At 67.4% G+C, this 19,905-nt stretch carries 26 protein-coding genes and 1 riboswitch; of the genes, 13 read left to right on the top strand and 13 right to left on the bottom strand.

The window, feature by feature from the left end; genetic code table 11:
• The first annotated feature begins 36 nt into the window (after positions 1 to 36).
• The 4 genes from HBE63_RS20830 to HBE63_RS20815 are packed head-to-tail and all read left to right on the top strand — an operon-like array spanning position 37 to position 1,655.
• Positions 37 to 234, top strand: coding sequence for a hypothetical protein (locus tag HBE63_RS20830; protein WP_166906443.1), 198 nt, complete (start codon positions 37 to 39; stop codon positions 232 to 234).
• Positions 235 to 275: 41 nt separating this feature from the next.
• Positions 276 to 722: a cyclic pyranopterin monophosphate synthase MoaC gene (moaC, locus tag HBE63_RS20825; RefSeq protein ID WP_243858762.1), complete on the top strand. Its 447-nt coding sequence runs from the start codon at positions 276 to 278 to the stop codon at positions 720 to 722.
• On the top strand, positions 719 to 1,195 hold the full coding sequence (locus HBE63_RS20820; RefSeq protein ID WP_166906441.1) for a molybdenum cofactor biosynthesis protein B: 477 nt from the start codon (positions 719 to 721) through the stop codon (positions 1,193 to 1,195). The genes moaC and HBE63_RS20820 overlap by 4 nt, the downstream gene beginning before the upstream one ends.
• A 31-nt stretch (positions 1,196 to 1,226) precedes the next feature.
• Positions 1,227 to 1,655, top strand: a complete 429-nt coding sequence (locus HBE63_RS20815) for a molybdenum cofactor biosynthesis protein MoaE (protein ID WP_166906440.1) — start codon at positions 1,227 to 1,229, stop codon at positions 1,653 to 1,655.
• Positions 1,656 to 1,658: 3 nt separating this feature from the next.
• Here HBE63_RS20815 and HBE63_RS20810 read toward each other — a convergent pair whose 3' ends face one another.
• The 4 genes from HBE63_RS20810 to HBE63_RS20795 all read right to left on the bottom strand — a co-directional run bounded on the left by HBE63_RS20810 (position 1,659) and on the right by HBE63_RS20795 (position 4,654).
• Entirely contained in the window at positions 1,659 to 2,483 is an 825-nt protein-coding gene (locus HBE63_RS20810) for a transglycosylase family protein (protein ID WP_166906439.1), read from the bottom strand.
• Between the two features lie 8 nt (positions 2,484 to 2,491).
• Positions 2,492 to 2,676, bottom strand: a riboswitch (cyclic di-AMP (ydaO/yuaA leader).
• A 248-nt stretch (positions 2,677 to 2,924) separates the two neighbouring features.
• Complete coding sequence (locus tag HBE63_RS20805) at positions 2,925 to 3,188, bottom strand: MoaD/ThiS family protein (RefSeq protein WP_166906438.1); 264 nt, start codon at positions 3,186 to 3,188, stop codon at positions 2,925 to 2,927.
• Entirely contained in the window at positions 3,189 to 4,265 is a 1,077-nt protein-coding gene (gene moaA / locus HBE63_RS20800) for a GTP 3',8-cyclase MoaA (protein WP_166906437.1), read from the bottom strand.
• Complete coding sequence (locus HBE63_RS20795) at positions 4,262 to 4,654, bottom strand: YccF domain-containing protein (RefSeq protein WP_166906436.1); 393 nt, start codon at positions 4,652 to 4,654, stop codon at positions 4,262 to 4,264. The genes moaA and HBE63_RS20795 overlap by 4 nt, the downstream gene beginning before the upstream one ends.
• A gap of 162 nt (positions 4,655 to 4,816) precedes the next feature.
• Here HBE63_RS20795 and HBE63_RS20790 point away from each other — a divergent pair, with 162 nt between their 5' ends.
• Complete coding sequence (locus HBE63_RS20790) at positions 4,817 to 5,227, top strand: cold-shock protein (protein ID WP_135452677.1); 411 nt, start codon at positions 4,817 to 4,819, stop codon at positions 5,225 to 5,227.
• Positions 5,228 to 5,251: 24 nt separating this feature from the next.
• On the top strand, positions 5,252 to 6,274 hold the full coding sequence (locus HBE63_RS20785; RefSeq protein ID WP_166906435.1) for a glutathione S-transferase family protein: 1,023 nt from the start codon (positions 5,252 to 5,254) through the stop codon (positions 6,272 to 6,274).
• Positions 6,275 to 6,283: 9 nt separating this feature from the next.
• Here the strand turns inward: HBE63_RS20785 and HBE63_RS20780 are convergent, their stop codons facing one another.
• The 3 genes from HBE63_RS20780 to HBE63_RS20770 all read right to left on the bottom strand — a co-directional run bounded on the left by HBE63_RS20780 (position 6,284) and on the right by HBE63_RS20770 (position 8,838).
• The gene (locus HBE63_RS20780; RefSeq protein WP_243858195.1) at positions 6,284 to 6,646 is read right to left on the bottom strand and encodes a hypothetical protein; all 363 of its coding nucleotides are present in this window, start codon (positions 6,644 to 6,646) and stop codon (positions 6,284 to 6,286) included.
• Positions 6,647 to 6,742: 96 nt separating this feature from the next.
• Complete coding sequence (locus HBE63_RS20775; protein ID WP_166906434.1) at positions 6,743 to 7,231, bottom strand: DUF2771 domain-containing protein; 489 nt, start codon at positions 7,229 to 7,231, stop codon at positions 6,743 to 6,745.
• The gene (locus tag HBE63_RS20770) at positions 7,228 to 8,838 is read right to left on the bottom strand and encodes an MFS transporter (RefSeq protein ID WP_243858761.1); all 1,611 of its coding nucleotides are present in this window, start codon (positions 8,836 to 8,838) and stop codon (positions 7,228 to 7,230) included. The genes HBE63_RS20775 and HBE63_RS20770 overlap by 4 nt, the downstream gene beginning before the upstream one ends.
• 141 nt (positions 8,839 to 8,979) lie before the next feature.
• Between HBE63_RS20770 and HBE63_RS20765 the strand changes: the two genes are divergently transcribed.
• On the top strand, positions 8,980 to 9,774 hold the full coding sequence (locus HBE63_RS20765) for a DUF3027 domain-containing protein (protein WP_166906432.1): 795 nt from the start codon (positions 8,980 to 8,982) through the stop codon (positions 9,772 to 9,774).
• A gap of 30 nt (positions 9,775 to 9,804) precedes the next feature.
• On the opposite strand, the gene HBE63_RS20760 is transcribed toward HBE63_RS20765, so the two are convergent.
• Positions 9,805 to 10,257 carry an SRPBCC family protein gene (locus tag HBE63_RS20760; RefSeq protein WP_166906431.1) on the bottom strand — a complete coding sequence of 151 codons (453 nt, stop codon included), beginning with the start codon at positions 10,255 to 10,257 and terminating at the stop codon, positions 9,805 to 9,807.
• A 9-nt stretch (positions 10,258 to 10,266) separates the two neighbouring features.
• Positions 10,267 to 10,530, bottom strand: coding sequence for a DUF2530 domain-containing protein (locus HBE63_RS20755; RefSeq protein WP_166906430.1), 264 nt, complete (start codon positions 10,528 to 10,530; stop codon positions 10,267 to 10,269).
• Positions 10,531 to 10,615: 85 nt separating this feature from the next.
• On the opposite strand from HBE63_RS20755, the gene HBE63_RS20750 reads away from it, so the two are divergent.
• The 3 genes from HBE63_RS20750 to HBE63_RS20740 are packed head-to-tail and all read left to right on the top strand — an operon-like array spanning position 10,616 to position 12,161.
• Entirely contained in the window at positions 10,616 to 11,047 is a 432-nt protein-coding gene (locus HBE63_RS20750; protein WP_166906429.1) for a MarR family winged helix-turn-helix transcriptional regulator, read from the top strand.
• Positions 11,044 to 11,865: an RNA methyltransferase gene (locus HBE63_RS20745; protein ID WP_166906428.1), complete on the top strand. Its 822-nt coding sequence runs from the start codon at positions 11,044 to 11,046 to the stop codon at positions 11,863 to 11,865. Before HBE63_RS20750 ends, HBE63_RS20745 begins: the two co-directional genes overlap by 4 nt.
• Positions 11,866 to 11,885: 20 nt before the next feature.
• Entirely contained in the window at positions 11,886 to 12,161 is a 276-nt protein-coding gene (locus HBE63_RS20740; RefSeq protein ID WP_166906427.1) for a DUF2537 domain-containing protein, read from the top strand.
• A 12-nt stretch (positions 12,162 to 12,173) separates the two neighbouring features.
• On the opposite strand, the gene HBE63_RS20735 is transcribed toward HBE63_RS20740, so the two are convergent.
• Entirely contained in the window at positions 12,174 to 13,085 is a 912-nt protein-coding gene (locus HBE63_RS20735) for an SAM-dependent methyltransferase (protein WP_166906426.1), read from the bottom strand.
• Positions 13,086 to 13,293: 208 nt separating this feature from the next.
• Here HBE63_RS20735 and HBE63_RS20730 point away from each other — a divergent pair, with 208 nt between their 5' ends.
• Complete coding sequence (locus HBE63_RS20730) at positions 13,294 to 13,893, top strand: type IV toxin-antitoxin system AbiEi family antitoxin domain-containing protein (RefSeq protein WP_371814791.1); 600 nt, start codon at positions 13,294 to 13,296, stop codon at positions 13,891 to 13,893.
• A gap of 354 nt (positions 13,894 to 14,247) precedes the next feature.
• Here the strand turns inward: HBE63_RS20730 and sepH are convergent, their stop codons facing one another.
• From sepH to map, 3 genes are all read right to left on the bottom strand, one after another.
• Positions 14,248 to 15,069, bottom strand: coding sequence for a septation protein SepH (gene sepH, locus HBE63_RS20725; protein WP_166906425.1), 822 nt, complete (start codon positions 15,067 to 15,069; stop codon positions 14,248 to 14,250).
• 91 nt (positions 15,070 to 15,160) lie between these two features.
• Positions 15,161 to 16,267 (bottom strand): phosphoserine transaminase, encoded by a 1,107-nt coding sequence (serC, locus tag HBE63_RS20720; protein ID WP_166906424.1) that lies wholly within the window; start codon positions 16,265 to 16,267, stop codon positions 15,161 to 15,163.
• A gap of 23 nt (positions 16,268 to 16,290) precedes the next feature.
• Positions 16,291 to 17,055, bottom strand: a complete 765-nt coding sequence (gene map, locus HBE63_RS20715; RefSeq protein ID WP_166906423.1) for a type I methionyl aminopeptidase — start codon at positions 17,053 to 17,055, stop codon at positions 16,291 to 16,293.
• 122 nt (positions 17,056 to 17,177) lie between these two features.
• Here map and HBE63_RS20710 point away from each other — a divergent pair, with 122 nt between their 5' ends.
• Positions 17,178 to 18,194, top strand: a complete 1,017-nt coding sequence (locus tag HBE63_RS20710) for a diiron oxygenase (RefSeq protein WP_166906422.1) — start codon at positions 17,178 to 17,180, stop codon at positions 18,192 to 18,194.
• A gap of 40 nt (positions 18,195 to 18,234) precedes the next feature.
• The gene (locus HBE63_RS20705) at positions 18,235 to 19,896 is read left to right on the top strand and encodes a 4Fe-4S binding protein (protein WP_166906421.1); all 1,662 of its coding nucleotides are present in this window, start codon (positions 18,235 to 18,237) and stop codon (positions 19,894 to 19,896) included.
• Positions 19,897 to 19,905: the final 9 nt, after the last annotated feature.

The raw sequence follows: 19,905 nt of genomic DNA, 5'->3' as shown, positions 1-19,905 counted from the left end.
CCGCCGGTCTCGCCACCGGATGATGAGCCTGCCACAATGTGGAGCGTGGCTGACAACAAGAAGAACCAATACGTCGACAACGGCTGGCCCGCGCTCTCCGACGGCGATGATCACGCCGTCAGCGAGCTCGCTACCGACCGCACCGGCGCGCTGTCCCCGTTCGGCGATCTGACCTTTCCGCTGCCGGCCGAAGATCTGCCCTTCATCCAGTCGGCCACAGTCGTCAACAGGTAACAGTGGGCCTGTCGCACCTCGACGAGTCCGGCGCGGCACACATGGTCGACGTCACGGCCAAGGCTGTCACCAAACGCACCGCGGTGGCCGTGGGCACGCTGCACACCCGCCCGGATGTGGTGGACCTCATCGCCTCGGGCGGCCTGCCCAAGGGTGACGCTCTGGCCACTGCGCGGATCGCCGGAATCCTGGCCGCCAAGCGGACGCCCGATCTGATCCCGCTGTGCCATCAACTGGCGCTGACCGGCGTCGACGTGGACTTCGACGCCCGCGACGCCGAGGTCGCCATCACCGCCACCGTGCGCAGCACCGACCGCACCGGGGTTGAGATGGAGGCCCTGACGGCGGTGAGCGTCGCCGCGCTGACGCTGTACGACATGATCAAGGCCGTCGACCCTGCCGCACGCATCGACGACATCAAGGTGATGCGCAAAGAAGGCGGTAAAACGGGAGTATGGGAAAGCCCGTCGGAAAAAACTCAGCAGTGACCCGTTCGGCGCGGGTCATCATCGCCTCCACCCGCGCCGCAGCAGGGGTGTACGACGACCGGACCGGCCCTCTCATCGTCGGCTGGCTCGCCGGTCGGGGATACGACGTCACCGAACAGATGGTGGTCGCTGACGGGCATGCCGTCGGCGACGCACTGCGCGCCGCCCTGGCCGAACGCGTCGACCTGATCATCACCTCCGGCGGCACCGGGATCTCACCGACCGACGCGACGCCGGAATCCACCATGGCGGTACTCGACTATCAGATACCCGGACTGGCCGATGCGATCCGGCGGGCCGGCGTACACAAGGTGCCCACTTCGGTGCTGTCCCGCGGCGTCTGTGGCGTCGCCGGGCGCACCCTGATCGTCAACCTGCCCGGATCGCCGGGCGGTGTGAAGGATGGACTGGGCGTGCTGGCCGGCGTACTGGAGCATGCGTTGGACCAGCTGAGCGGCAAGGACCACCGATGAGCGCTTGCGCGAAGAGGGAACGGACCTCCAGATGAGCGCATCCGTCATACGTGTCGAGCTGACCGAGATGCCGATCTCGCTGACCGAGTACGAGGCGCTGGTGGCACATGAGGCGGCCGGAGCCGTGGTCGGGTTCTCCGGGGTGGTGCGTGATCACGACGGCGGCCGTACGGTCATCCGGCTGGACTACTCCGCGCACCCTGATGCCCTTCAGACCTTGCAGGAGGTGGCCGCCGAGGTGGCCGCGCAAGCCGCCGGGGTACGTGCCATTGCGGTCAGCCACCGCATCGGAACCCTGCATATAGGAGACGCCGCCCTGGTGGCCGCTGTAGCAGCGGACCATCGCAGGGCGGCGTTCGAAACCTGTGCCCGTCTCGTCGACACCGTCAAAGAGCGGCTACCGGTATGGAAGCACCAGTACTTCTCCGATGGCACCGACGAATGGGTCGGTTCGGCCTGAAACTCAGCCGTTGATGACGATGTTGCCGTCGAGGCCCTGCTTCTCGATGGCCTGCTGGATCTGATCGAAATAGCTGACCGGCTGTACCGCAGGGGCGGGAGCGGGCGCTTCAGGAGCTGGTGCCTCAGGAGCCGGTGCCTCAGGGGCGGGTACCTGCAGTGCGGCGTCAGAGATCGGTGCGGTCTCGGGAGCCGGGGCCAGCGCGGCGTCCAGCGGTGCAGCCTCAGGGGCCGGTGCCTCCGGTGCCGGCGGCAGGTTCTCGGGAGCCGGCGGCAGGTCCTCCGGCGCCGGGGGCAGGTTCTCGGGTGCCGGGGGCAGGTTCTCAGGGGCAGGCGGCGGGGCGTCTGCCGGGAGCGGTGCGTCGAGCGGCGCGGCGTCGGGGCCGGGCGGCAGTTCGCCGTTGACCGCGGGCGCATCCAGCGGGGCCGGAGCGGGCTCGTTGACCACGTTGCGCGGGGTGGAGCCCGAGAGGCCGCGACCGCAGACGGGCCAAGCGCCCTTGCCCTGGCCGGCCAGCACGCGCTCGGCGACGGCGATCTGCTGTTCCTTGGTGGCCATGAAGGCGCTGGGTGCATACTCGCCGCCACCGTTTGAACGCCACGTACTGGGCGAGAACTGCAGGCCACCGTGGTAGCCGTTGCCGGTGTTGATCGCCCAGTTGCCACCTGACTCGCAGCGAGCCACGGTGTCCCATTCGCCGTCGGTCGCGGCCATCGCCTGGCTCGCCATCGCGAGGCTGCCGCCTGCGATCGCAGCGCCGGTCACCGCGATCTTGGCGACGCCCTTGGCTGATGAAGACGTGGTGGGCTTGCGATGCCGTCCACTCATAAGCGTGAAGGTCCTCTCGTATGCGCCCACGAGGTCAGCTGTCGGGTTCGGGTAGGAGAGGTCACCCGGCCGGCGTCGTCGAAACGGCGACGGCTTCACCCCAAGGGGCCGCAAGCGGCTCCTGGTCCTGAGATAAGTCGGTGGACCGGTTGGGTCCCCCGCCTCCATCCTTGTTGTTCGTCGTTAACCCCTGCCCGATGGATGGAGCTCGGCGCGTCGGTATGGGGGTAGGTCAACTGATTAGGGTCCGTTGACTTGGGAATGAACGGTAACTGCTGCCCGCTATCCCGTCACCTTTAGCGGCCTCGGGCGTTTTCGATCCGAGCAAACTCTAAAAGTTGTTTAAAGGTGCAGGTTACTTCTGTGTTGTCGCAGGTGGGCGAGGTGCTCCACCGTGCCGTAGCCAGCTCGTGACCATTTCGTTATGTGATGGAAATCACGTTAGCCGCCGGCGAAGGGGGGTAACACATCGATGGTCTGAGGCGTTGACACCCGTTTGTTCAGATCGCGGACGGCCATCCCGTCGCACAGGTATGAGCAGCGCTTTAGCACTCGCGCAAGCTCTGAGTCGCGGCCGCTGAGTTGCTCGACGAGCGACGCGATGGTCGCATCCTCTGCCAAATCTAACGTTTCCGTATCAACTCCGGCCGCCGCGGCGGCAGCGGCGAAATAGCGGACCGTCACGGCCACCGTGTGCCCTGTCATCTAGCCGCCGATCGCGCTCATCGGCCGGGCGGGTTGCACGAAATCCGGGTTGTTGATGCCGTGCCCGGCAGGCTTGCCCCACATCGCTGTTCGCCACGCCGCCTCGATACCGGCGTCGTCGGCGCCGCCGCGCAGCAGTGCGCGCAGATCGCTCTCCTCGGTGGAGAACAGGCAGCTGCGGATCTGGCCGTCGGCGGTCAGCCTGGTGCGGTCACAGGCCGAACAGAAGGCGTGTGACACCGAGGCGATCACCCCGACGGTGCCGCCGGGATGGGCATCGGACGCGGCCACCTGCCACAGCTCGGCGGGGGCCGAGCCGCGCGGCTTCGGATCTGGCCGCAGATCGAAGTGCTTCTGCAGGGTGGCGAGGATGGTGTCCGCGTCGATCACCCTGCCGCGCTGCCAGGTGTGTCCGGCGTCCAGGGGCATCTGTTCGATGATCCGCAGCTGGTATCCGTGGTCCAAGCAGTAGCCCAACAGGTTGACGGCGTCGTCGAGACCCGACACCGGGTCCAGCACGGCGTTGACCTTGACCGGCGCCAGCCCGGCCGCCTTGGCGGCCTCCAGGCCGTCGAGCACGTCACCCAACCGGTCCCGACGGGTGATCCGGGCGAAGTGGGCGGCGTCGACGCTGTCCAGGGACACGTTGATCCGGTCCAGCCCGGCCTGCTTGAGGCCCGCCGCGCGCCGGGCCAGCCCGATGCCGTTGGTGGTCAGCGTGATCTCCGGGCGGGGGTGCAGTGCGGCTGCGGCGGCCACCACGGCCTCCAGATGGCGGGTGACCAAGGGTTCGCCACCGGTGAACCGCACACTGGTGATGCCCAGGCTGGTGACGGCGATGCGCAACAGCCGGCTCAGTTCGGCGGTGCTCAGCAGCGCCTCGCCGGGCAACCAGTCCAGACCGTCGGCGGGCATGCAATAGGTACAGCGCAGATTGCACTTGTCGGTCAGCGAGACCCGCAGGTCGGTGGCCGCCCGGCCGTAGGTGTCGACCAGCGGGCCGCTCGCCGGGGCCGGCCCGATGGGCGGGCGACCGGACCCGCTCACAGCGGGCAGCCCGAGTGAGGTCAGCGTCATGCCGGCACCCTGCCCGAGTCGACCGGGACGATCTCCTTGCCCAGTGGGACCAGTGAGACCGGGATCAATTTGAGATCGGCCAGCGCCAATGGGATTCCGATGATGGTGACCGCCATGGCCACCGCGCTGACCAGATGCCCCAGCGCGAGCCACCAGCCGAACAGGACGATCCAGATGATGTTGCCGACCAGGGCGCCGGGCCTGGTTCCCGGCTTGTCGACGATCGTGCGGCCGAACGGCCACAGGGCGTAGGAGGCGATGCGCAGCGAGGCGAACCCGAACGGGATGGTGATGATCAGCACGAAGCAGATCAGCGCGGCCAGCAGGTATCCCAGCGCCAACCACAGGCCGCCGAAGATCAACCAGATGACGTTCAGGATCACTCGCATTACCGGCGCATCTCTCTCCCAGAGGTGGTTGCAAGCCTACCGAGTAATAGGGGTGAAGCACCCAGTCAGGTCCGAGTAAGATCGCTCCATCGCGTCCCGGCGCTGACGGGACGCGACCTTTATGTGTGTATGTAGTTCTGACAAGACGAGCGGGTGAGTGCAGTGCCGACCGGCAAGGTGAAGTGGTACGACGCCGAAAAGGGCTTCGGCTTTGTGTCCCAGGAGGACGGCGAGGACGTCTATGTGCGTTCGTCGGCGTTGCCCGCGGGCGTCGAGGGCCTCAAGGCCGGTCAACGGGTCGAGTTCGGCGTGGCCGCCGGCCGTCGTGGCCCGCAGGCGTTGAGCGTCAAGCTCATCGATCCGCCGCCGAGCCTGAGCCGTACCCGGCGCGAGGCTGAGCGTCCCGAGCACAAGCACACTCCGGATGAGCTGCACGGCATGGTTTCGGACATGATCACGCTGCTCGAGGACATCGTGCAGCCTGAGCTGCGCAAGGGTCGCTACCCCGACCGCAAGGTCGCGCGCCGGGTGTCCGAAGTGGTCAAGGCTGTCGCGCAGGAGCTCGACGCCTAGTACTCGCGCGAGGAGACTGGGCCTATGGCTCAGGGCACCTACGTCGCCGGCAAGTCCGCCTCCGGCGAGTTCAACCGCGACACCAACTACATCACCACCCGGATCACGGCCGACGGGGGTGACGGTTACCCCGTCGAGGCCGGCCGGTACCGGCTGATCGTGGCGCGGGCCTGCCCGTGGGCCAACCGCACCATCATCGTGCGACGCCTACTGGGCCTGGAAAGTGCTCTGTCCATTGGCTTTTGCGGCCCGACGCACGACGCACGCAGCTGGACCTTCGACCTCGATCCGGGCGGGCTCGATCCGGTGCTGGGCATCCCGCGGTTGCAGGACGCGTACTTCAAACGCGACCCGAACTACCCGAAGGGCATTACCGTGCCCGCGATCGTCGAGGTCGCTACCGGTGCGGTGGTGACCAACGACTTCGCCCAGATGACGCTGGATTTCTCCACCGAGTGGACGGCATATCACCGCGAGGGTGCTCCGCAGCTGTACCCCGCGCCGTTGCGGGCGGAGATCGATGCGGTGGCCAAGCGCATCTACGCCGAGGTCAACAACGGCGTGTACCGCTGTGGGTTCGCCGGCTCACAAGAGGCCTACGACGCCGCCTACGACCGGTTGTTCGCGGCGCTGGACTGGCTGACCGAGCGGCTGAGCACCCAGCGTTATCTGGTGGGCGACACCATCACCGAGGCTGACGTCCGGTTGTTCACCACGCTGGCGCGGTTCGACCCGGTCTATCACGGTCATTTCAAGTGCAACCGGTCCAAGCTCACCGAGATGGACGTGCTGTGGGCGTACGCGCGGGATCTGTTCCAGACGCCGGGCTTCGGTGACACCATCGACTTCGTCCAGATCAAGCAGCACTACTACATCGTGCATTCGGACATCAATCCGACGCAGATCGTGCCCAAGGGTCCGGACCTGGCCGACTGGCTCACGTCACATGGGCGGGAATCCTTGGGCGGCAGTCCTTTCGGTGACGGCACCCCGCCCGGTCCGACGCCCGAGGGCGAACGTGTGCCGGACGGACACGGCGCTTCGTAGCCGTCGAGGCTAGAGACCGGGCAGACAGTTGACGAAGGGGATGAGCCCGGGGCACTGCTCGAAGATGTTCGGCGGATTCTCCGGCGGCGGAGGCGGCGGGATCGGCGTCGGGAACAGGTTCGGTCCCTCCCAGTAACGCGCGGGGGCGTGGGTTCGTACGTCGTATTCGAAGTAGTAGGTGTGGCAGACGCCCATGTCCCACACCAGTTCGGTATCCGACCGGGGCGGGTCGTTCGGAAGGGGTTGCCCAGGACACCACTGGAATGGGCCGTAGGTATAGGCCTGTGCGGTACCGGCTCCCACCCCGAGGGCGCCCAGACCCAAACCGCCTGCCAGCACGGTGGTTGCCAGCCCAGCGATCAGTGGCTTCATGAATTTACGTTATCGCTGTATAACCGCACCAAAGTTCGGTACGCGGAATCCGGATCACGGTTGCTTGTGGAAGCAAGCAGCAATCCGGCGGAAGGATCAGGGCCAGACGGTGCTGATCGACCACTCAGCGTGGGGCAGCGCGAATTCCTGGCCGTTTTGATCCTGGACCAGGGTCAGCAGCTGGACCGCCAGGCCGGTGAGTCGCCCACGTTGTGGGTCGGTGCTGGGGATGGTGACGGCCAGCGTGGTCTTGGGTGCGAAGTACGTCACCGTCGTGTCGATCGGGTTCTCGTACACCTGCAGCAGCCGCCACGGCGCCCGGGCGACCGCACTGGGCACCGAGAGCTGCACCGGATTGTCCTTGGTGACCGGCAGCTCGCCCGTAGTGCGCGGTTCCTTGCAGTCGTCGAGGTTGAGCACCTCGCAGTACTGGAACGGGCCGATCCGCACCGAGTGTCCGTGCGAGTACGCACTGATCTCCGGCAACCGATCGCCGTGCGTACTGTGCAGCCGCCAGACCCCCACCGCGGTACCGGCAATCGCCAGCACGACCACGGCTGCCAGGGCCGCCAGAGCACGCTTCATCGGGACTCCCACTGTGCTGTCGTCGGGGCTGCCGTAGGACGGCTGCCACCTTCTCGTGCGGCGTGGACCGGGCGGTTACCGCCCAGGCCGGGAATCAGTGATTCGCCGCGATAGCTCACGATGGTCTGCGCCAGGCCCAGTATCAGCACGGCCGTGATCGTAGTGAACCCGACTGAGAGGTCTGTATAGATCAGTACCCCGGTGGCGCCGCCGATCACCCAGGCCAGCTGCAGCACTGATTCCGACCGGCCGAACGCCGAGGCCCGCGAGGCCTCGGGCAGGTCGTCCTGCAGGGACGCGTCCAGCGAGGCCTTGGCGATGGCACTGGCGGCCGAGGTGACGAGCGTCGCACCGGCAGCCACCATGAGGTTTCCGGTCAGTGCGGTGGCCAGGGCGACGACGGTGACCGCCGCGGCCGCCCGCACCACCAGCTGCGCAGGATGACCGAGTTTCAGCCGTGCGGCGGCGATGTTGCCGCCGAAGTTGCCCACGCCGGCCGCGGCCCCGATCAGTCCGAGGATCAGCAGCTGTTCCCAGCCGCTGGCATCGTGGGATTTGGCGACGAACGCGGGATAGAGGAACAGGAAGCCGACCATCACCTTGATCGTGCAGTTGCCCCACAACGCGGTGATGGTGTTGCGGCCCAACGGCTGACGTTCGGCTTTGGGCTTGCCGGGGTGACGGCCCATCTCACCCTGGCCGCCCGGTTGGCCGTGGTAGCTCAGCGTGGTGGGCACCTCACCCTCGGTGACCTCGACCCACTTCGGGATCCGCATCGAGAGCACCGCGCCGGCGACGCTGACCGCGACGACGACGTACAGCGCCCCGGGCAGTTGAGCCACGTTGAACAGGTATTCGGCCCCTGCGGCGATGCCGCCGCCGACCACGGTGCCGCCGAGCAGGCCGAAGGTGGTCAATCGGGAGTTCACCCGGACCAGGTCGATCGACGGGGGCAGCACGCGCGGGGTGACCGCGCTGCGCAGCACCGAGAACGATTTGGACAGCACCATCATGCCGAGCGCGCACGGGTAGAGCACCCAGGACGGATAGCTTCCGGTGGCGCCGTCGTAGTTGGCGATCAAGATCACGATCAGCCCGGTGCGCAACGCGAACGAGGCGGCCAGCGCCACCCGGCGACCGTGCTGCAGGCGGTCCAGCGCAGGCCCGATCAGCGGGGCGATCACCGCGAACGGCGCGATGGTGATCAGCAGGTACAGGGCGACCTTGCTCTTGGACTCGCCGCTGGCCGCGGCGAAGAACAGCGTGTTGGCGAGCGCGACGGCCATGGCCGCGTCGACGGCGAAGTTCGCCACCACCGGCCAGGTGAGCGCCGTCAGCCCGGATTTGTCGGCGCCGTCGGCGGTGGCCGCGCGGTGCACGAAACCGTACATGCGCGAACCCATTTCGCGGCTGCGCGCCGCGGCGGCCCGGGTGACCGTGACCTTCTCGCCGGCTGCCGATCCGACCCCGTGGGAGCGTTGCGAGTCGTCCTGCCTCGGGTGCGTCGCGGTGTGTTGCTCGTCGAGCGGTGGCAGCCAGCGGTTGGAGCTCGGCACCGATTGCCTGCGTGGCCGCCGAGGCGTCTCGTCGCTGGGGTAGTTGGCCATTCCGGGATGTTCCTCGCCGTGATCGGCGGGCGGCCGCGGCGGGTAGTAGGTCACCCCCCGATTCTCTCTTATCGGGCGCGCGGGCGGCCGACAGGCGACCGGTGTGGTCTGTGGTTGCCCCGATCAGGCACTATGGAGGCGATGGAAAGCGTGACCGAATCTGCTGAGCAGACCCCCGACTCAGGCTCGACGGCTGGCCCTACGGCGCCGTCGCAGGAGCAGGAGGCGGTGCTCTTGGGTGCCGCCGAACAGGCTCGTGCGGCGCTGATCGAGTTCAGCGGTGAGGGCACAGTGGGTGAATACCTCGGTGTGAGCATCGAGGACGCCTCCTCGGCCACGCACCGATTCCTGGCTGACCTGCCCGGTTACCGCGGCTGGCAGTGGGCCGTCGTGGTGGCTGCCTACCCTGGCGCCGACCACGCCACGATCAGCGAGCTGGTCCTGATCCCGGGGCCGACGGCGCTGTTGGCGCCGGAGTGGGTGCCGTGGGAGAACCGGGTCCGCCCCGGTGACCTCGGGCCCGGCGACCTGTTGGCCCCGCCGCCGAATGATCCGCGTCTGGTGCCGGGGTACGTGGCCACCGGGGATCCGTTGATCGACGACGCCCCGCTGGAACTCGGCTTCGGGCGCCGTCAGGTACTCAGCGAGTGGGGCCGGGCGCAGGCGGCGCAGCGCTGGTACGACGGCGACTATGGGCCGGGTTCGGCGATGGCTCGCTCGACGCGTCGGGTCTGCCGCGACTGTGGCTTCTACCTACCGCTCGGCGGCGCGCTGGGCGTGATGTTCGGTGTGTGCGCCAACGATCTGTCGGCCGACGGGCGTGTGGTGGAGGCCGAGTACGGCTGCGGCGCCCATTCGGACACCCCGCAACCGCCCGGCACCGGGTCACCGCTGTACGAGCCGTACGACGACGGTGTGCTCGACACCGCCGACTGAGGCGAATTGGGCACCGGTGCTGAGCTCTGCTCAGTTCTCGGCGGCGGCCTTGATCCGCGCCAGCGAAGCGTTCATCCCGTCGACGAGTTCGTCCTCGAAGCTCGGGACTCCGCCGAACAATGCGCCGACCAGAGCGTTGGACACTGCCGTGGTGCCGTTCTCGGCGCGGCGGGATTCGGTCACCCGGGTGCCGGTGCCGGTCGGTTCCAGTTCGTAGCTCCACACGGTGTTGTTGCCCTCCACCAGGAAGGACAGCTTCTTGTTGTCGACGACCTCGGTGAGGCGTGACGTGGTGGGCCAGAACACGAACTTGCGCCGGTTGAGGTTGAAGGTGCGGGTTCCCGGCCGCAACGGGCCGAGTGGCTTCATCAGCCGGCACTGTGGGCTCCACTGCGGCATCCGGGTTAGGTCCGAGATCAATCCCCAGACCTTGTCAACCGGTGCGTCGATGTCGATCGTGGCTTGCAGTAGGGGTGCGGCCATGATGTCTCCTCAGGTCAATCCGCTTTGCGCACCGCGGGATCCGCGGCGTACGGCGCGGCGTTGGATCAGAAAGATGGTCGTGCCGAGAACGCCGATCACCAGTCCGGCGACTGTGAACGGCCGCCAGTGTTGCAGACCGCCGACGGTGAAGGTCAGGACGGTGGCGATCAACCAGCCCGTGGCGATCACCAGAATCACCGGCCACGGCTCCAGCAGTGCGGCAGGCAGGGCCGGCGGTTGGGGTTCCGGCGCGTCGTTGGTGTCCTCGGTCATCGGTGACCAACGTATCCGATGCGGTCCACATTCATTGGTCTTGGTTTTAGCCCTTTACCTTCAGCGCCTCAGTACTATTTCCGATGTGAAGGATCCGGAGGCGCGGCTTGCGAATGACCTGGCGCTGGCAGTTGTTCGTCTCGCGCGTCAATTACGTACGCGGCGTGCGGAATCCCCGGTTTCGCTGACCCAGTTCTCGGCGCTGGCCACTCTGGTCAAAGAGGGCGCGATGACACCGGGGGCCCTTGCCTTGCGGGAACGGGTACGCCCCCCGTCGATGACGCGGGTGATCGCCTCACTGGCCGAGCAGGGCATGGTGGCCCGCGCCGCGCATCCGCTGGACGGACGCCAGATCGTGGTGTCCGCCTCGCCGGCCGGGATGGCCCTCGTCGAGGCCGAGCGCCGGGCCAGCCAGGAGTGGCTCATGACGCTGCTCTCGCGGCTGGATCCTGATGAGCGCCAGACTCTGCTCACTGCGACCGATCTGATGTCGGCCATGGTTCTCGAAGGCGCGTGAGTCTGCTGGAGGTCATCGATATCGAGGATCCGGCCGATTCCCGGTTGGACGACTTCCGCGATCTCAACAGCGTGGACCGTCGGCCCGATCTGCCCAGCGGAAAAGGTCTGGTGATCGCCGAAGGCGTGCTGGTGGCGCAGCGCTTGCTGGCTTCCCGGTTCGTTCCGCGCGCGCTGCTCGGCACCGACCGGCGCCTGACGGAACTGGCCGCCGATCTCGACGGTGTGGACGTGCCGTTCTACCGGACCAATGCCGACGTGATGGCCGCCGCAGTCGGATTCCACCTCAACCGCGGCGTGCTGGCCTCGGCCTCGCGGGCGCCGGAGTTGTCGGTGGCGGAGGTGATCTCCGGGGCGCGCACCGTGGCGGTGCTCGAAGGCGTCAACGACCACGAGAACCTCGGGTCGATCTTCCGCAATGCCGCCGGGTTGGCGGTCGATGCGGTGGTGTTCGGGTCGGGATGTGCCGATCCGTTGTACCGGCGGGCCGTGCGGGTGTCGATGGGGCATGCCCTGCTGGTTCCCTTCGCCCGGGCCGCCTCGTGGCCGGATGATCTGGAATTATTGCGGGACAATGGGTTTCGACTCATCGCCATGACGCCGGACCCGGCCGCTGCGACACTGTCGGAGGCGATGTCGCAGCTCGACGGGGACCGGGTGGCGGTCCTGGTCGGTGCCGAGGGGCCGGGCCTGACCGAGCGGACGATGCGGGCCAGCGATGTGCGCGTGCGCATCCCGATGTCACGCGGCACCGATTCGCTCAATGTCGCCACGGCCGCGGCGCTCGCGTTCTACGAGCGTGCCCGGCTCGGAGGCTGAGATCGCGTTAGATTGACACCGTGACCGACGATTCCACGCCGTGGGGTACTGGCCTGACGGTGGCCGGTTTCGTGGCCGCGGTGCTGGGCGCGGCGATCGTGGTGCTCGGCGTGGGGCTGCTGCGCGTACATCCACTGTTGGCGGTGGGGCTGAACATGGTGGCCGTCGGCGGATTGGCCCCCACCGTGTTGGGCTGGCGGCACCGGCCGGTGTGGCGCTGGTTCGTGCTGGGATCGTGCGTGGGTGTGGCGTGCGGGTGGCTGGCGCTGTTGGCCATCGGGTTGACGCAGCCCTGACCCGATCGCCGCTCAGGCCACCAGTTCTGCGGCGGTGTAGTTGGCGTCGAGCAGCCCGGCGGCGGCCTCGTCGCGGCGGAAGGGCCTGCCGTGGACTGCGAACATCCGCTCGGCCGTGGTGGTTTCGGGTTGCCAGCCGGTTGCGGTCAGGTAGTCCGCGACGGCGTTGCGGTCACCCGAGAAGATCAGCTCTGACAGGTCGTCCAACTCCAGGCCCTGCTCGCGTTGGTGCTCGGTGAGCATCCGTATCCGGCTCTCGGCCAGCTCGGACGGCCCGGTGGTCCAGTCGGTGGCGATGCGGCTACCCGGGGCGCTCAGTGCGGTGATGTTGTCGAACAGCCGGTCCTGGGCCTCGGGAGGCAGGTACCCGAGCAGTCCTTCGGCGATCCACGCAGTCGGAGCCTGCGGGTCGAAGCCACGGGCCCGCAGGGCGGCGGGCCAGTCGTGGCGCAGATCGATGCCGATGGCGTGCAGTTCCGCGGCCGGCGCGGCGCCCAGGTCGGCGAGAGCGCGGCCCTTGAACTCGACGACGGCCGGCTGATCCAGTTCGAACACCGTCATCCCGGTCGGCCAGGGCAACCGGTACGCGCGGGCATCGAGACCCGATGCCAGGATGACGGCCTGGCGGATGCCGGCGTCGATGGCGGTGAGGAAGAAGTCGTCGAAGTAACGGGTGCGGATGGCCATGCCGTCGGCGATCACGTGCGGATCGAGCGGCTCGGCGGCGCCGTCGGCGACGAGGTCGCCCTGGGCCAGGCGGACGTAGTAGTCCACGCCGACGGCGTCGACCAGGGGTCGGGCGTACGGGTCAGAGATCAGCGGGTCGGCGGCGCTGGAGGCCAGTGCCCGGGATGCGGCGACACTGGTGGCGGTGGCACCCACGCTGGTGGCCAGATCCCAGGTGTCGTTGTCGGTCCGCGCCATGATGTCCTCCAGATGTATAGCAAAGCTAGTTATTAGCTACTATAACTAACTTGGGAGGGTGTGGGCGAGTCGCGTTCGCCACACTGCGGGCCCGTCAGCGCAGAAGATTGCGGTCGCCAGGTAGCCGCGATCTTCAGCCCAAGTAGTTATCCACAGGTGCGCGAAACGGGTCTGGTCGTGGAGGTGCTGGCGGGCGAGCATCGATGGCGTGGGCATCGAGGACGTGCTTCGGCGGCAGTCCGGGGTCATTTCGCGTCGGCAAGCCCTGGATGCGGGGCTGCAGCAGCACGACATTCGACGGTTGCTGCGGCGCAATGAGTGGGCGCGGGTCCACGACGGCGTGTACATAGATCACACCGGACCGTTGGCCTGGCTGCAACGAGCTTGGGCCGCAGTGCTTTACGCGGCTCCGGCGGCGTTGTGCCTGGAATCGGCGTTGACCGACGAGGGTGCGGTGATCCATGTCGCAGTCTCCCGCGACCGGGGCGTGCTGGCCGAACCATACGGGGTGCGCGTCCACCATGTCGCACACCTGCAGGAGCGGGTGCTCTGGCACGTCGGGCCGCCACGGCTGCGTTTTGAAGAAGCCGCCCTTGACGTCGCATGCCAGGCCATATCCGAGTTCGATGCGATTGCGGTGCTGGCCAACGCTTGCCAGTCGCGGCGCGCTGGCTACGGGCGGTGCTGGTCGACATTGCCGAGGGCACCTGCTCGGTCCTGGAGCACGGGTACCTCAATCGCGTGGAACGGGCGCACGGGTTGCCCCGGGCCACTCGTCAGAAGCGTTCGACCTCATCGGTGGGTGTGAGCTACCGCGATGCTGAGTACGACCAACGGCTCGTGGTCGAACTCGATGGCCTCCTGTTCCACAACACGGCATCGGCATGAGACAAGGATGTCGAGCGCGATCTCGACGCCGCGGTCGACGGCCGCTCAACCGTCCGACTGTCCTACCGTCAGGTTTTCGACCGACCCTGCCGGCCCGCCGCGAAGATCACCCAGGTGATGCGGCGACACGGGATCACAGTGAGTGGCCACGCCTGCGGTCCGGACTGTGAGTTCAGCCTCGTTGAGCTGGCGGCCTGATGTGGACAGTCTGCCAACGCTGAAGATTGCGGCTACCTGATGGCCGCATTCTTCAGCGTTGGCTCCTCGACAACGGTCAGGGCTGGGTGCCCGACGAGCGCACGCCCAGCAGCACGTCCTCCCAGGCCGGAACCGCGGGACGCGCCTTGCGGCCGCGCTTGGCAGGTGCCGGGGGAGCCGGCATGGGTGCGGGCGCGGGATCGGCGGGTCGGCTGAACTGCTCGGGTGCTGCGGCCGGAACGTGATGGACCTCGTCGGCCTCGTGATTGTCGAACAGGTGAGGGACCGCGGCGACGGGGCGCAGCGGCCTGCCGAAGTCGGGGTTGATCAGCTGGCGGGCCGCGTCGTCCGACGCGGCGACGGTGCCGCCGTGGGCCCCGGGGCTGAACCGGAAATGCGCGACATTGTCCGACCGGCCGGCCTTCCAGGCCAGCTGTACGGTCCACCGGTTGTCTTCGTTGCGCCAGGCGTCCCACGCGATGGAATCGGGGTCGAGACCCCGGGCCACGATGGCCTGTGTGATGGTTTCGAGCAGCGTCAGCACTGCAGGTCCGTCGGCCAGCACCGGATGCGCCGCGGTGGCCAGCTCGGCCGCGCGAGCGCGCTCCAGTAGTACCGGATGAGCGAACCGCTCGACCCGCTCGATAGGCACCCCGGCTGCCGTGGCCAACTGCTCGACCGACGCCCCGGCGCGAATCTTTGCCTGAATCTCCTTGGGTCGCAGCACGTTCTGCACCTCTATATCGCTCTCGGACTGATTCGAGGCGACCTTGTCTCCGCGCATCGCAGCGCGCAGCCGGTCATCGACACGCAAGCTGAACGTCTCTTTGGAGTCGTCGTCTTCGCAGATGATGCGTCTGCCGTCTACGTTCAATCCAACGACTCTGAGTTCTCGCATACCGACCTGACCTCCTGCGCGAACCCTACTGCGTTATCGCCCCGTTACCGGGCTGACACGCTGGCGGGAGAGCCCGGAGATGAAGCTGCGCTCACAGATTTTCAACGACCCAGTCGACGCAGCTGGTCAGGGCGCTCACGTCGTCAGGCTCCACGGCCGGGAACATGCCGATCCGCAGCTGGTTACGGCCCAGCTTGCGGTATGGCTCGGTATCCACGATCCCGTTGGCGCGCAGCACCTTGGCGACTGCGGCGGCATCCACCGAATCGTTGAAGTCGATCGTCCCGACAACCTGTGAGCGCAGGGCCGGATCGGTCACGAACGGGGTGGCGAACGACGTGCCCTCGGCCCACGAGTACAGCCGCTGCGACGAGTCGGCGGTGCGCTTGACGGCCCAGTCCAGGCCGCCGTTGCCGTTGAGCCAGTCGATCTGCTCGGCCAGCAGGATCAGCGTGGCGATGGCCGGGGTGTTGTAGGTCTGGTTCTTGAGACTGTTCTCCACTGCGATGGGCAGCGACAGGAAGTCGGGCACCCAGCGGTCCGATGCGCCGATTGCCTCGATGCGGGCCAGCGCCGCCGGGCTGACGATGGCCAGCCACAGGCCGCCGTCGCCGGCGAAATTCTTCTGCGGCGCAAAGTAATACGCGTCGGTGTCGGTGATGTCGACGGGCAGGCCGCCCGCGGCTGAGGTGGCGTCGATCAGAACCAGGGCATCGCCGGCCGGACGCTGCACAGGCACCGAGACGCCGGTCGAGGTCTCGTTGTGCGCCCAGGCGACGGCGTCGACAGACGGGTCGGACTGGGGCTGTGGCGCGGTGCCCGGGTCGGTCTTGACGATGATCGGGTCGCCGATGAAGGGGTTCTTGGACACGCATGAGGCGAATTTGGCGCTGAACTCGCCGTAGGTCAGGTGGAGCGAGCGCTGGTCGATCAGACCGAACGCCGCGGCATCCCAGAATGCGGTCGATCCGCCGTTGCCCAGGATCACCTCGTACCCGTCGGGCACCGAGAACAGCGCGCGTAGCCCGTCGCGGACGCGACCCACCAGATTCTTGATCGGCGCCTGCCGATGGGATGTGCCGAACAGATCCCCGGCAGCGGCCAGCGCGGTCAGTTGCTCGGGGCGGACCTTGGAGGGGCCACATCCGAAACGGCCGTCGCGGGGCTTGAGGTCGGCGGGGATGATCAGTTCAGCCATGCCGACAAGCCTAAAGTCGGCCGCTAGAGGGTCAAAATCCGGGCACTGTCGGCGGTGACGGCCACGGTGTGTTCGCTGTGCGCGGCGCGGGCCCCGGTGGCGGTGCGAAGCGTCCAGCCGTCGGGATCGTGGACGTAGCCCGTGGTGCCGTCGGCGATCAACATCGGCTCGATCGCGATCACCAGGCCGGGCCGCAGCCTGAGGCCCTCCCCGGGCTGCCCCACATTGGGAACGTGCGGCGCCTCGTGCATGGTGCGCCCGATGCCGTGGCCGCCGTGGTTGGCCAGCACGCCGTAGCCGGCCTCCCGGGCCACCGACGCGATGGCATGTCCGATGTCGCCCAGGGTATTGCCGGGCCGCACCGCGGCGATCCCGGCCGCCAGGGCCGCGTCCGTCGCCTCGATCAATGCGATGTCAGCCGTTCGCGGGGTACCCACGACGAAGCTGCGGGCGGAGTCCCCGCACCAGCCGTTCAGAACTGCTCCGAAGTCCACCGACACGAGGTCCCCGTCGGCCAGCGCGGTGCCGTCGGGGATGCCGTGCACCACCGCGTCGTTGACGCTGACACACAGCACCGCCGGGAACGGGCTCCGCGCCCAGCGTGGGTGGTAGTCGAGGAAGGGGGAGGTGGCGCTGCGCGCGGCCAGGATTCCGGCGGCGATCCGGTCCAAATCGGCCGTGGTGTGACCTGGGGCGGCCTGATCGGCGAGTGTTCGCAATGTTTCCGCGACTATTTTCCCGGCGGCGGCCATCGCTTCTACCTGGTCTTTGGTCTTCAGATTGACCACCGGCAGTCACCTATCGGCAAACGTTTCAAATCAGGCATGGACTTTTACTCGATACCTGCGGTACCGTTTGGACAACAGGTGGGTAGATGTAAACCTCAGACGATTATAGAGAGGTCTGCAACATGGCACGGACCAAGATGGTCAGGCGCTGGCGCAAGAACATGGACGTCAGCGACGACATTCAGTACGTCGACATGCTCGCAACATTGTCCGAGGGGTCGGTGCGACGCAATTTCAACCCTTACAAGGACATCGACTGGGACTCGCCGGAATTTGCCGTCGTCCCCGATGATCCGCGCTGGATCCTGCCGGGGACCGACCCGATGGGCGGGCACTCGTGGTACCAAGCGCAGCCGGTCGAGCGGCAGATCGAGATCGGCATGTGGCGCCAGGCCAACGTCGCCAAGGTCGGCCTGCACTTCGAGAACATCCTGATCCGCGGCCTGATGGAGTACTCGTTCTGGGTGCCCAACGGTTCCCCGGAGTACCGGTACTGCCTCCACGAGTCGGTCGAGGAGTGCAACCACACCCTGATGTTCCAGGAGATGGTCAACCGCATCGGCATGGACGTGCCGGGCATGCCGCGGCTGCTCAAGTGGCTGCAGCCGCTGATCCCGCTGGCCGCGGGCCCGCTGCCGATCCCGTTCTTCTTCGGCGTGCTCGCCGGCGAGGAGCCCATCGACCACACGCAGAAGAACGTGCTGCGCGAGGGCAAGGCCCTGCATCCGATCATGGAACGGGTCATGGCGATCCACGTCGCCGAGGAAGCCCGGCACATCTCCTTCGCGCACCAGTACCTGCACAAGCGGGTGCCGAACCTGCGCCGTCGTCAGCGCTGGATTCTCTCGCTGTTCGTGCCGCTGACCATGCGCATCCTGTGTTCGGCGATCATCGTGCCGCCCCGCGCGTTCTGGAAGGAATTCGACATCCCGCGCTCGGTGCGCAAGGAGTTGTTCTTCCGTTCGCCGGAGTCGCGCAAGATGCTGCGGGACATGTTCGGCGATGTCCGTATGCTGTGCCACGACACTGGCCTGATGAACCCGATCGCCAAACTGGTGTGGCGGATCTGCAAGATCGACGGGCCGCCGAGCCGCTACCGTAGCGAGCCTCAGCGCGAGCACCTGGTCTCGGTCGCCTAAAGCTCGCCCCGGAAAGTCGCAAGGTCTACAGAGGTTCTAGATGCCCCATGTGATCACCCAGTCGTGTTGTAGCGACGGGTCCTGTGTCTACGCGTGCCCGGTGAACTGCATCCATCCGTCACCGGATGAGCCGGGGTTCGCAACGGCCGAGATGCTCTACATCGATCCCGAGGCATGTGTGGACTGCGGCGCGTGCGTGAGCGCCTGCCCGGTCGGCGCGATCGCGGCCGATACCAAGCTGACCGAGAAGCAGCTGCCCTTCATCGAGCTCAACGCCGCCTTCTACCCGAAACGGGAAGGCAAGCTGCCGCCGACGTCGAAGCTGGCGCCGGTGATCGCGGCCCCCAAGGTTGAGGCTCGCGGCGGACCCCTGACGGTGGCGATCGTGGGCTCCGGTCCGGCCGCCATGTACGCGGCCGACGAGCTGCTGACGCAGCGCGGCGTGCGGGTCAATGTCTTCGAGAAGCTGCCGACGCCCTACGGGTTGGTGCGTGCCGGTGTGGCACCGGACCATCAGGGCACCAAGCGGGTGACGAGCCTGTTCGACACGATTGCCCGGATACCGGGTTTCCGGTTCTTCCTCAACGTCGAGGTCGGTAAGCACCTGTCGCACGCCGACCTGTTGGAGCATCATCACGCCGTGCTGTACGCGGTGGGTGCACCCAACGACCGCCGGCTCGACATCGACGGCGTGGACCTGCCCGGCACCGGGACCGCGACCGAGATGGTGGCCTGGATCAACGGGCACCCCGAGTTCACCGACCTGCCGGTGGACCTGAGTCATGAACGGGTGGTCATCGTCGGCAACGGCAACGTCGCATTCGACGTGGCCCGGGTGCTCACGACCGATCCGGACGTACTGGCCCGCACCGACATCTCCGATCACGCTCTGGCGGCCCTGCGCTCCTCGAAGGTCTCCGAGGTGGTGATCGCGGCCCGCCGCGGTCCCGCCGAGTCGGCTTTCACACTGCCCGAGCTGATCGGCCTGACCGCGAGCTGCGACGTCGTGCTCGACGAAGCTGATCATCAGCTGGTGGTGGCCGATCTCGCTCGGGAGACCGATCCGCTGACCCGCAACAAGCTGGAGATCCTGGCCAAGCTCGGTGTCTCTTCAGCTCCGCTGACCCGGCCGCGGATCCGGCTGGCCTACCGCCTCACCCCGCAGCGTGTGCTGGGTGGGGAGCGGGTCAGCGGTATCGAATTCGGTGTCACCGGGACCGATCAGGTGCGCACACTCGACGTTGGGCTGGTGCTCACCTCGATCGGCTACCGCGGCAAGGCGATTGCCGATCTTCCATTCGATGACGGCGCTTCCGTCGTGCCCAACGACGGCGGACGCGTCCGCGGCGCGTCCGGCGCGTACGTGGCCGGCTGGATCAAGCGCGGGCCTACCGGCTTCATCGGCACCAACAAGTCTTGTGCGGCGCAGACCGTGCGCCAGTTGGTGGACGATTACAACGCCGGTGCGCTGACCGACCCGGTGCACAAGCGGGCCGCCTTGGAGAAACTGGTGCGGACGCGCCAGCCCGCCATGGTCGACGCCGCCGGGTGGCAGGCCATCGACGCCACCGAGATCGCGCGGGGTGGCGAAGACCGGCCGCGCGACAAGTTCACCTCGGTGGACGAGATGGTCGCGGTCGCCGCGACAGCGCCGAAACCGACTGTGCGGCAGCGCCTTACCGCGAGCCTGCAAGTGCACTGAGGTGCCGAG

Origin of the sequence: Mycobacterium sp. DL440, from assembly GCF_011745145.1 — a bacterium.
GTDB lineage: Bacteria > Actinomycetota > Actinomycetes > Mycobacteriales > Mycobacteriaceae > Mycobacterium.
Note: the sequence above shows the minus strand (reverse complement) of the source record. Positions and strands in the feature narration are given on the sequence as shown.

Coding starts and splice junctions, on each gene's coding strand:
- serC (WP_166906424.1), bottom strand. CDS start 16,267: ATGGCTGAACTGATCATCCCCGCCGACCTCAAGCCCCGCGACGGCCGT.
- HBE63_RS20765 (WP_166906432.1), top strand. CDS start 8,980: ATGGAAAGCGTGACCGAATCTGCTGAGCAGACCCCCGACTCAGGCTCG.
- HBE63_RS20805 (WP_166906438.1), bottom strand. CDS start 3,188: ATGACAGGGCACACGGTGGCCGTGACGGTCCGCTATTTCGCCGCTGCC.
- HBE63_RS20770 (WP_243858761.1), bottom strand. CDS start 8,838: ATGGCCAACTACCCCAGCGACGAGACGCCTCGGCGGCCACGCAGGCAA.
- HBE63_RS20815 (WP_166906440.1), top strand. CDS start 1,227: ATGAGCGCATCCGTCATACGTGTCGAGCTGACCGAGATGCCGATCTCG.
- HBE63_RS20795 (WP_166906436.1), bottom strand. CDS start 4,654: ATGCGAGTGATCCTGAACGTCATCTGGTTGATCTTCGGCGGCCTGTGG.
- HBE63_RS20755 (WP_166906430.1), bottom strand. CDS start 10,530: ATGACCGAGGACACCAACGACGCGCCGGAACCCCAACCGCCGGCCCTG.
- HBE63_RS20780 (WP_243858195.1), bottom strand. CDS start 6,646: ATGAAGCCACTGATCGCTGGGCTGGCAACCACCGTGCTGGCAGGCGGT.
- moaC (WP_243858762.1), top strand. CDS start 276: ATGGTCGACGTCACGGCCAAGGCTGTCACCAAACGCACCGCGGTGGCC.
- HBE63_RS20735 (WP_166906426.1), bottom strand. CDS start 13,085: ATGGCGCGGACCGACAACGACACCTGGGATCTGGCCACCAGCGTGGGT.
- HBE63_RS20785 (WP_166906435.1), top strand. CDS start 5,252: ATGGCTCAGGGCACCTACGTCGCCGGCAAGTCCGCCTCCGGCGAGTTC.
- HBE63_RS20830 (WP_166906443.1), top strand. CDS start 37: ATGTGGAGCGTGGCTGACAACAAGAAGAACCAATACGTCGACAACGGC.
- HBE63_RS20775 (WP_166906434.1), bottom strand. CDS start 7,231: ATGAAGCGTGCTCTGGCGGCCCTGGCAGCCGTGGTCGTGCTGGCGATT.
- HBE63_RS20810 (WP_166906439.1), bottom strand. CDS start 2,483: ATGAGTGGACGGCATCGCAAGCCCACCACGTCTTCATCAGCCAAGGGC.
- HBE63_RS20705 (WP_166906421.1), top strand. CDS start 18,235: ATGCCCCATGTGATCACCCAGTCGTGTTGTAGCGACGGGTCCTGTGTC.
- sepH (WP_166906425.1), bottom strand. CDS start 15,069: ATGCGAGAACTCAGAGTCGTTGGATTGAACGTAGACGGCAGACGCATC.
- HBE63_RS20760 (WP_166906431.1), bottom strand. CDS start 10,257: ATGGCCGCACCCCTACTGCAAGCCACGATCGACATCGACGCACCGGTT.
- HBE63_RS20710 (WP_166906422.1), top strand. CDS start 17,178: ATGGCACGGACCAAGATGGTCAGGCGCTGGCGCAAGAACATGGACGTC.
- moaA (WP_166906437.1), bottom strand. CDS start 4,265: ATGACGCTGACCTCACTCGGGCTGCCCGCTGTGAGCGGGTCCGGTCGC.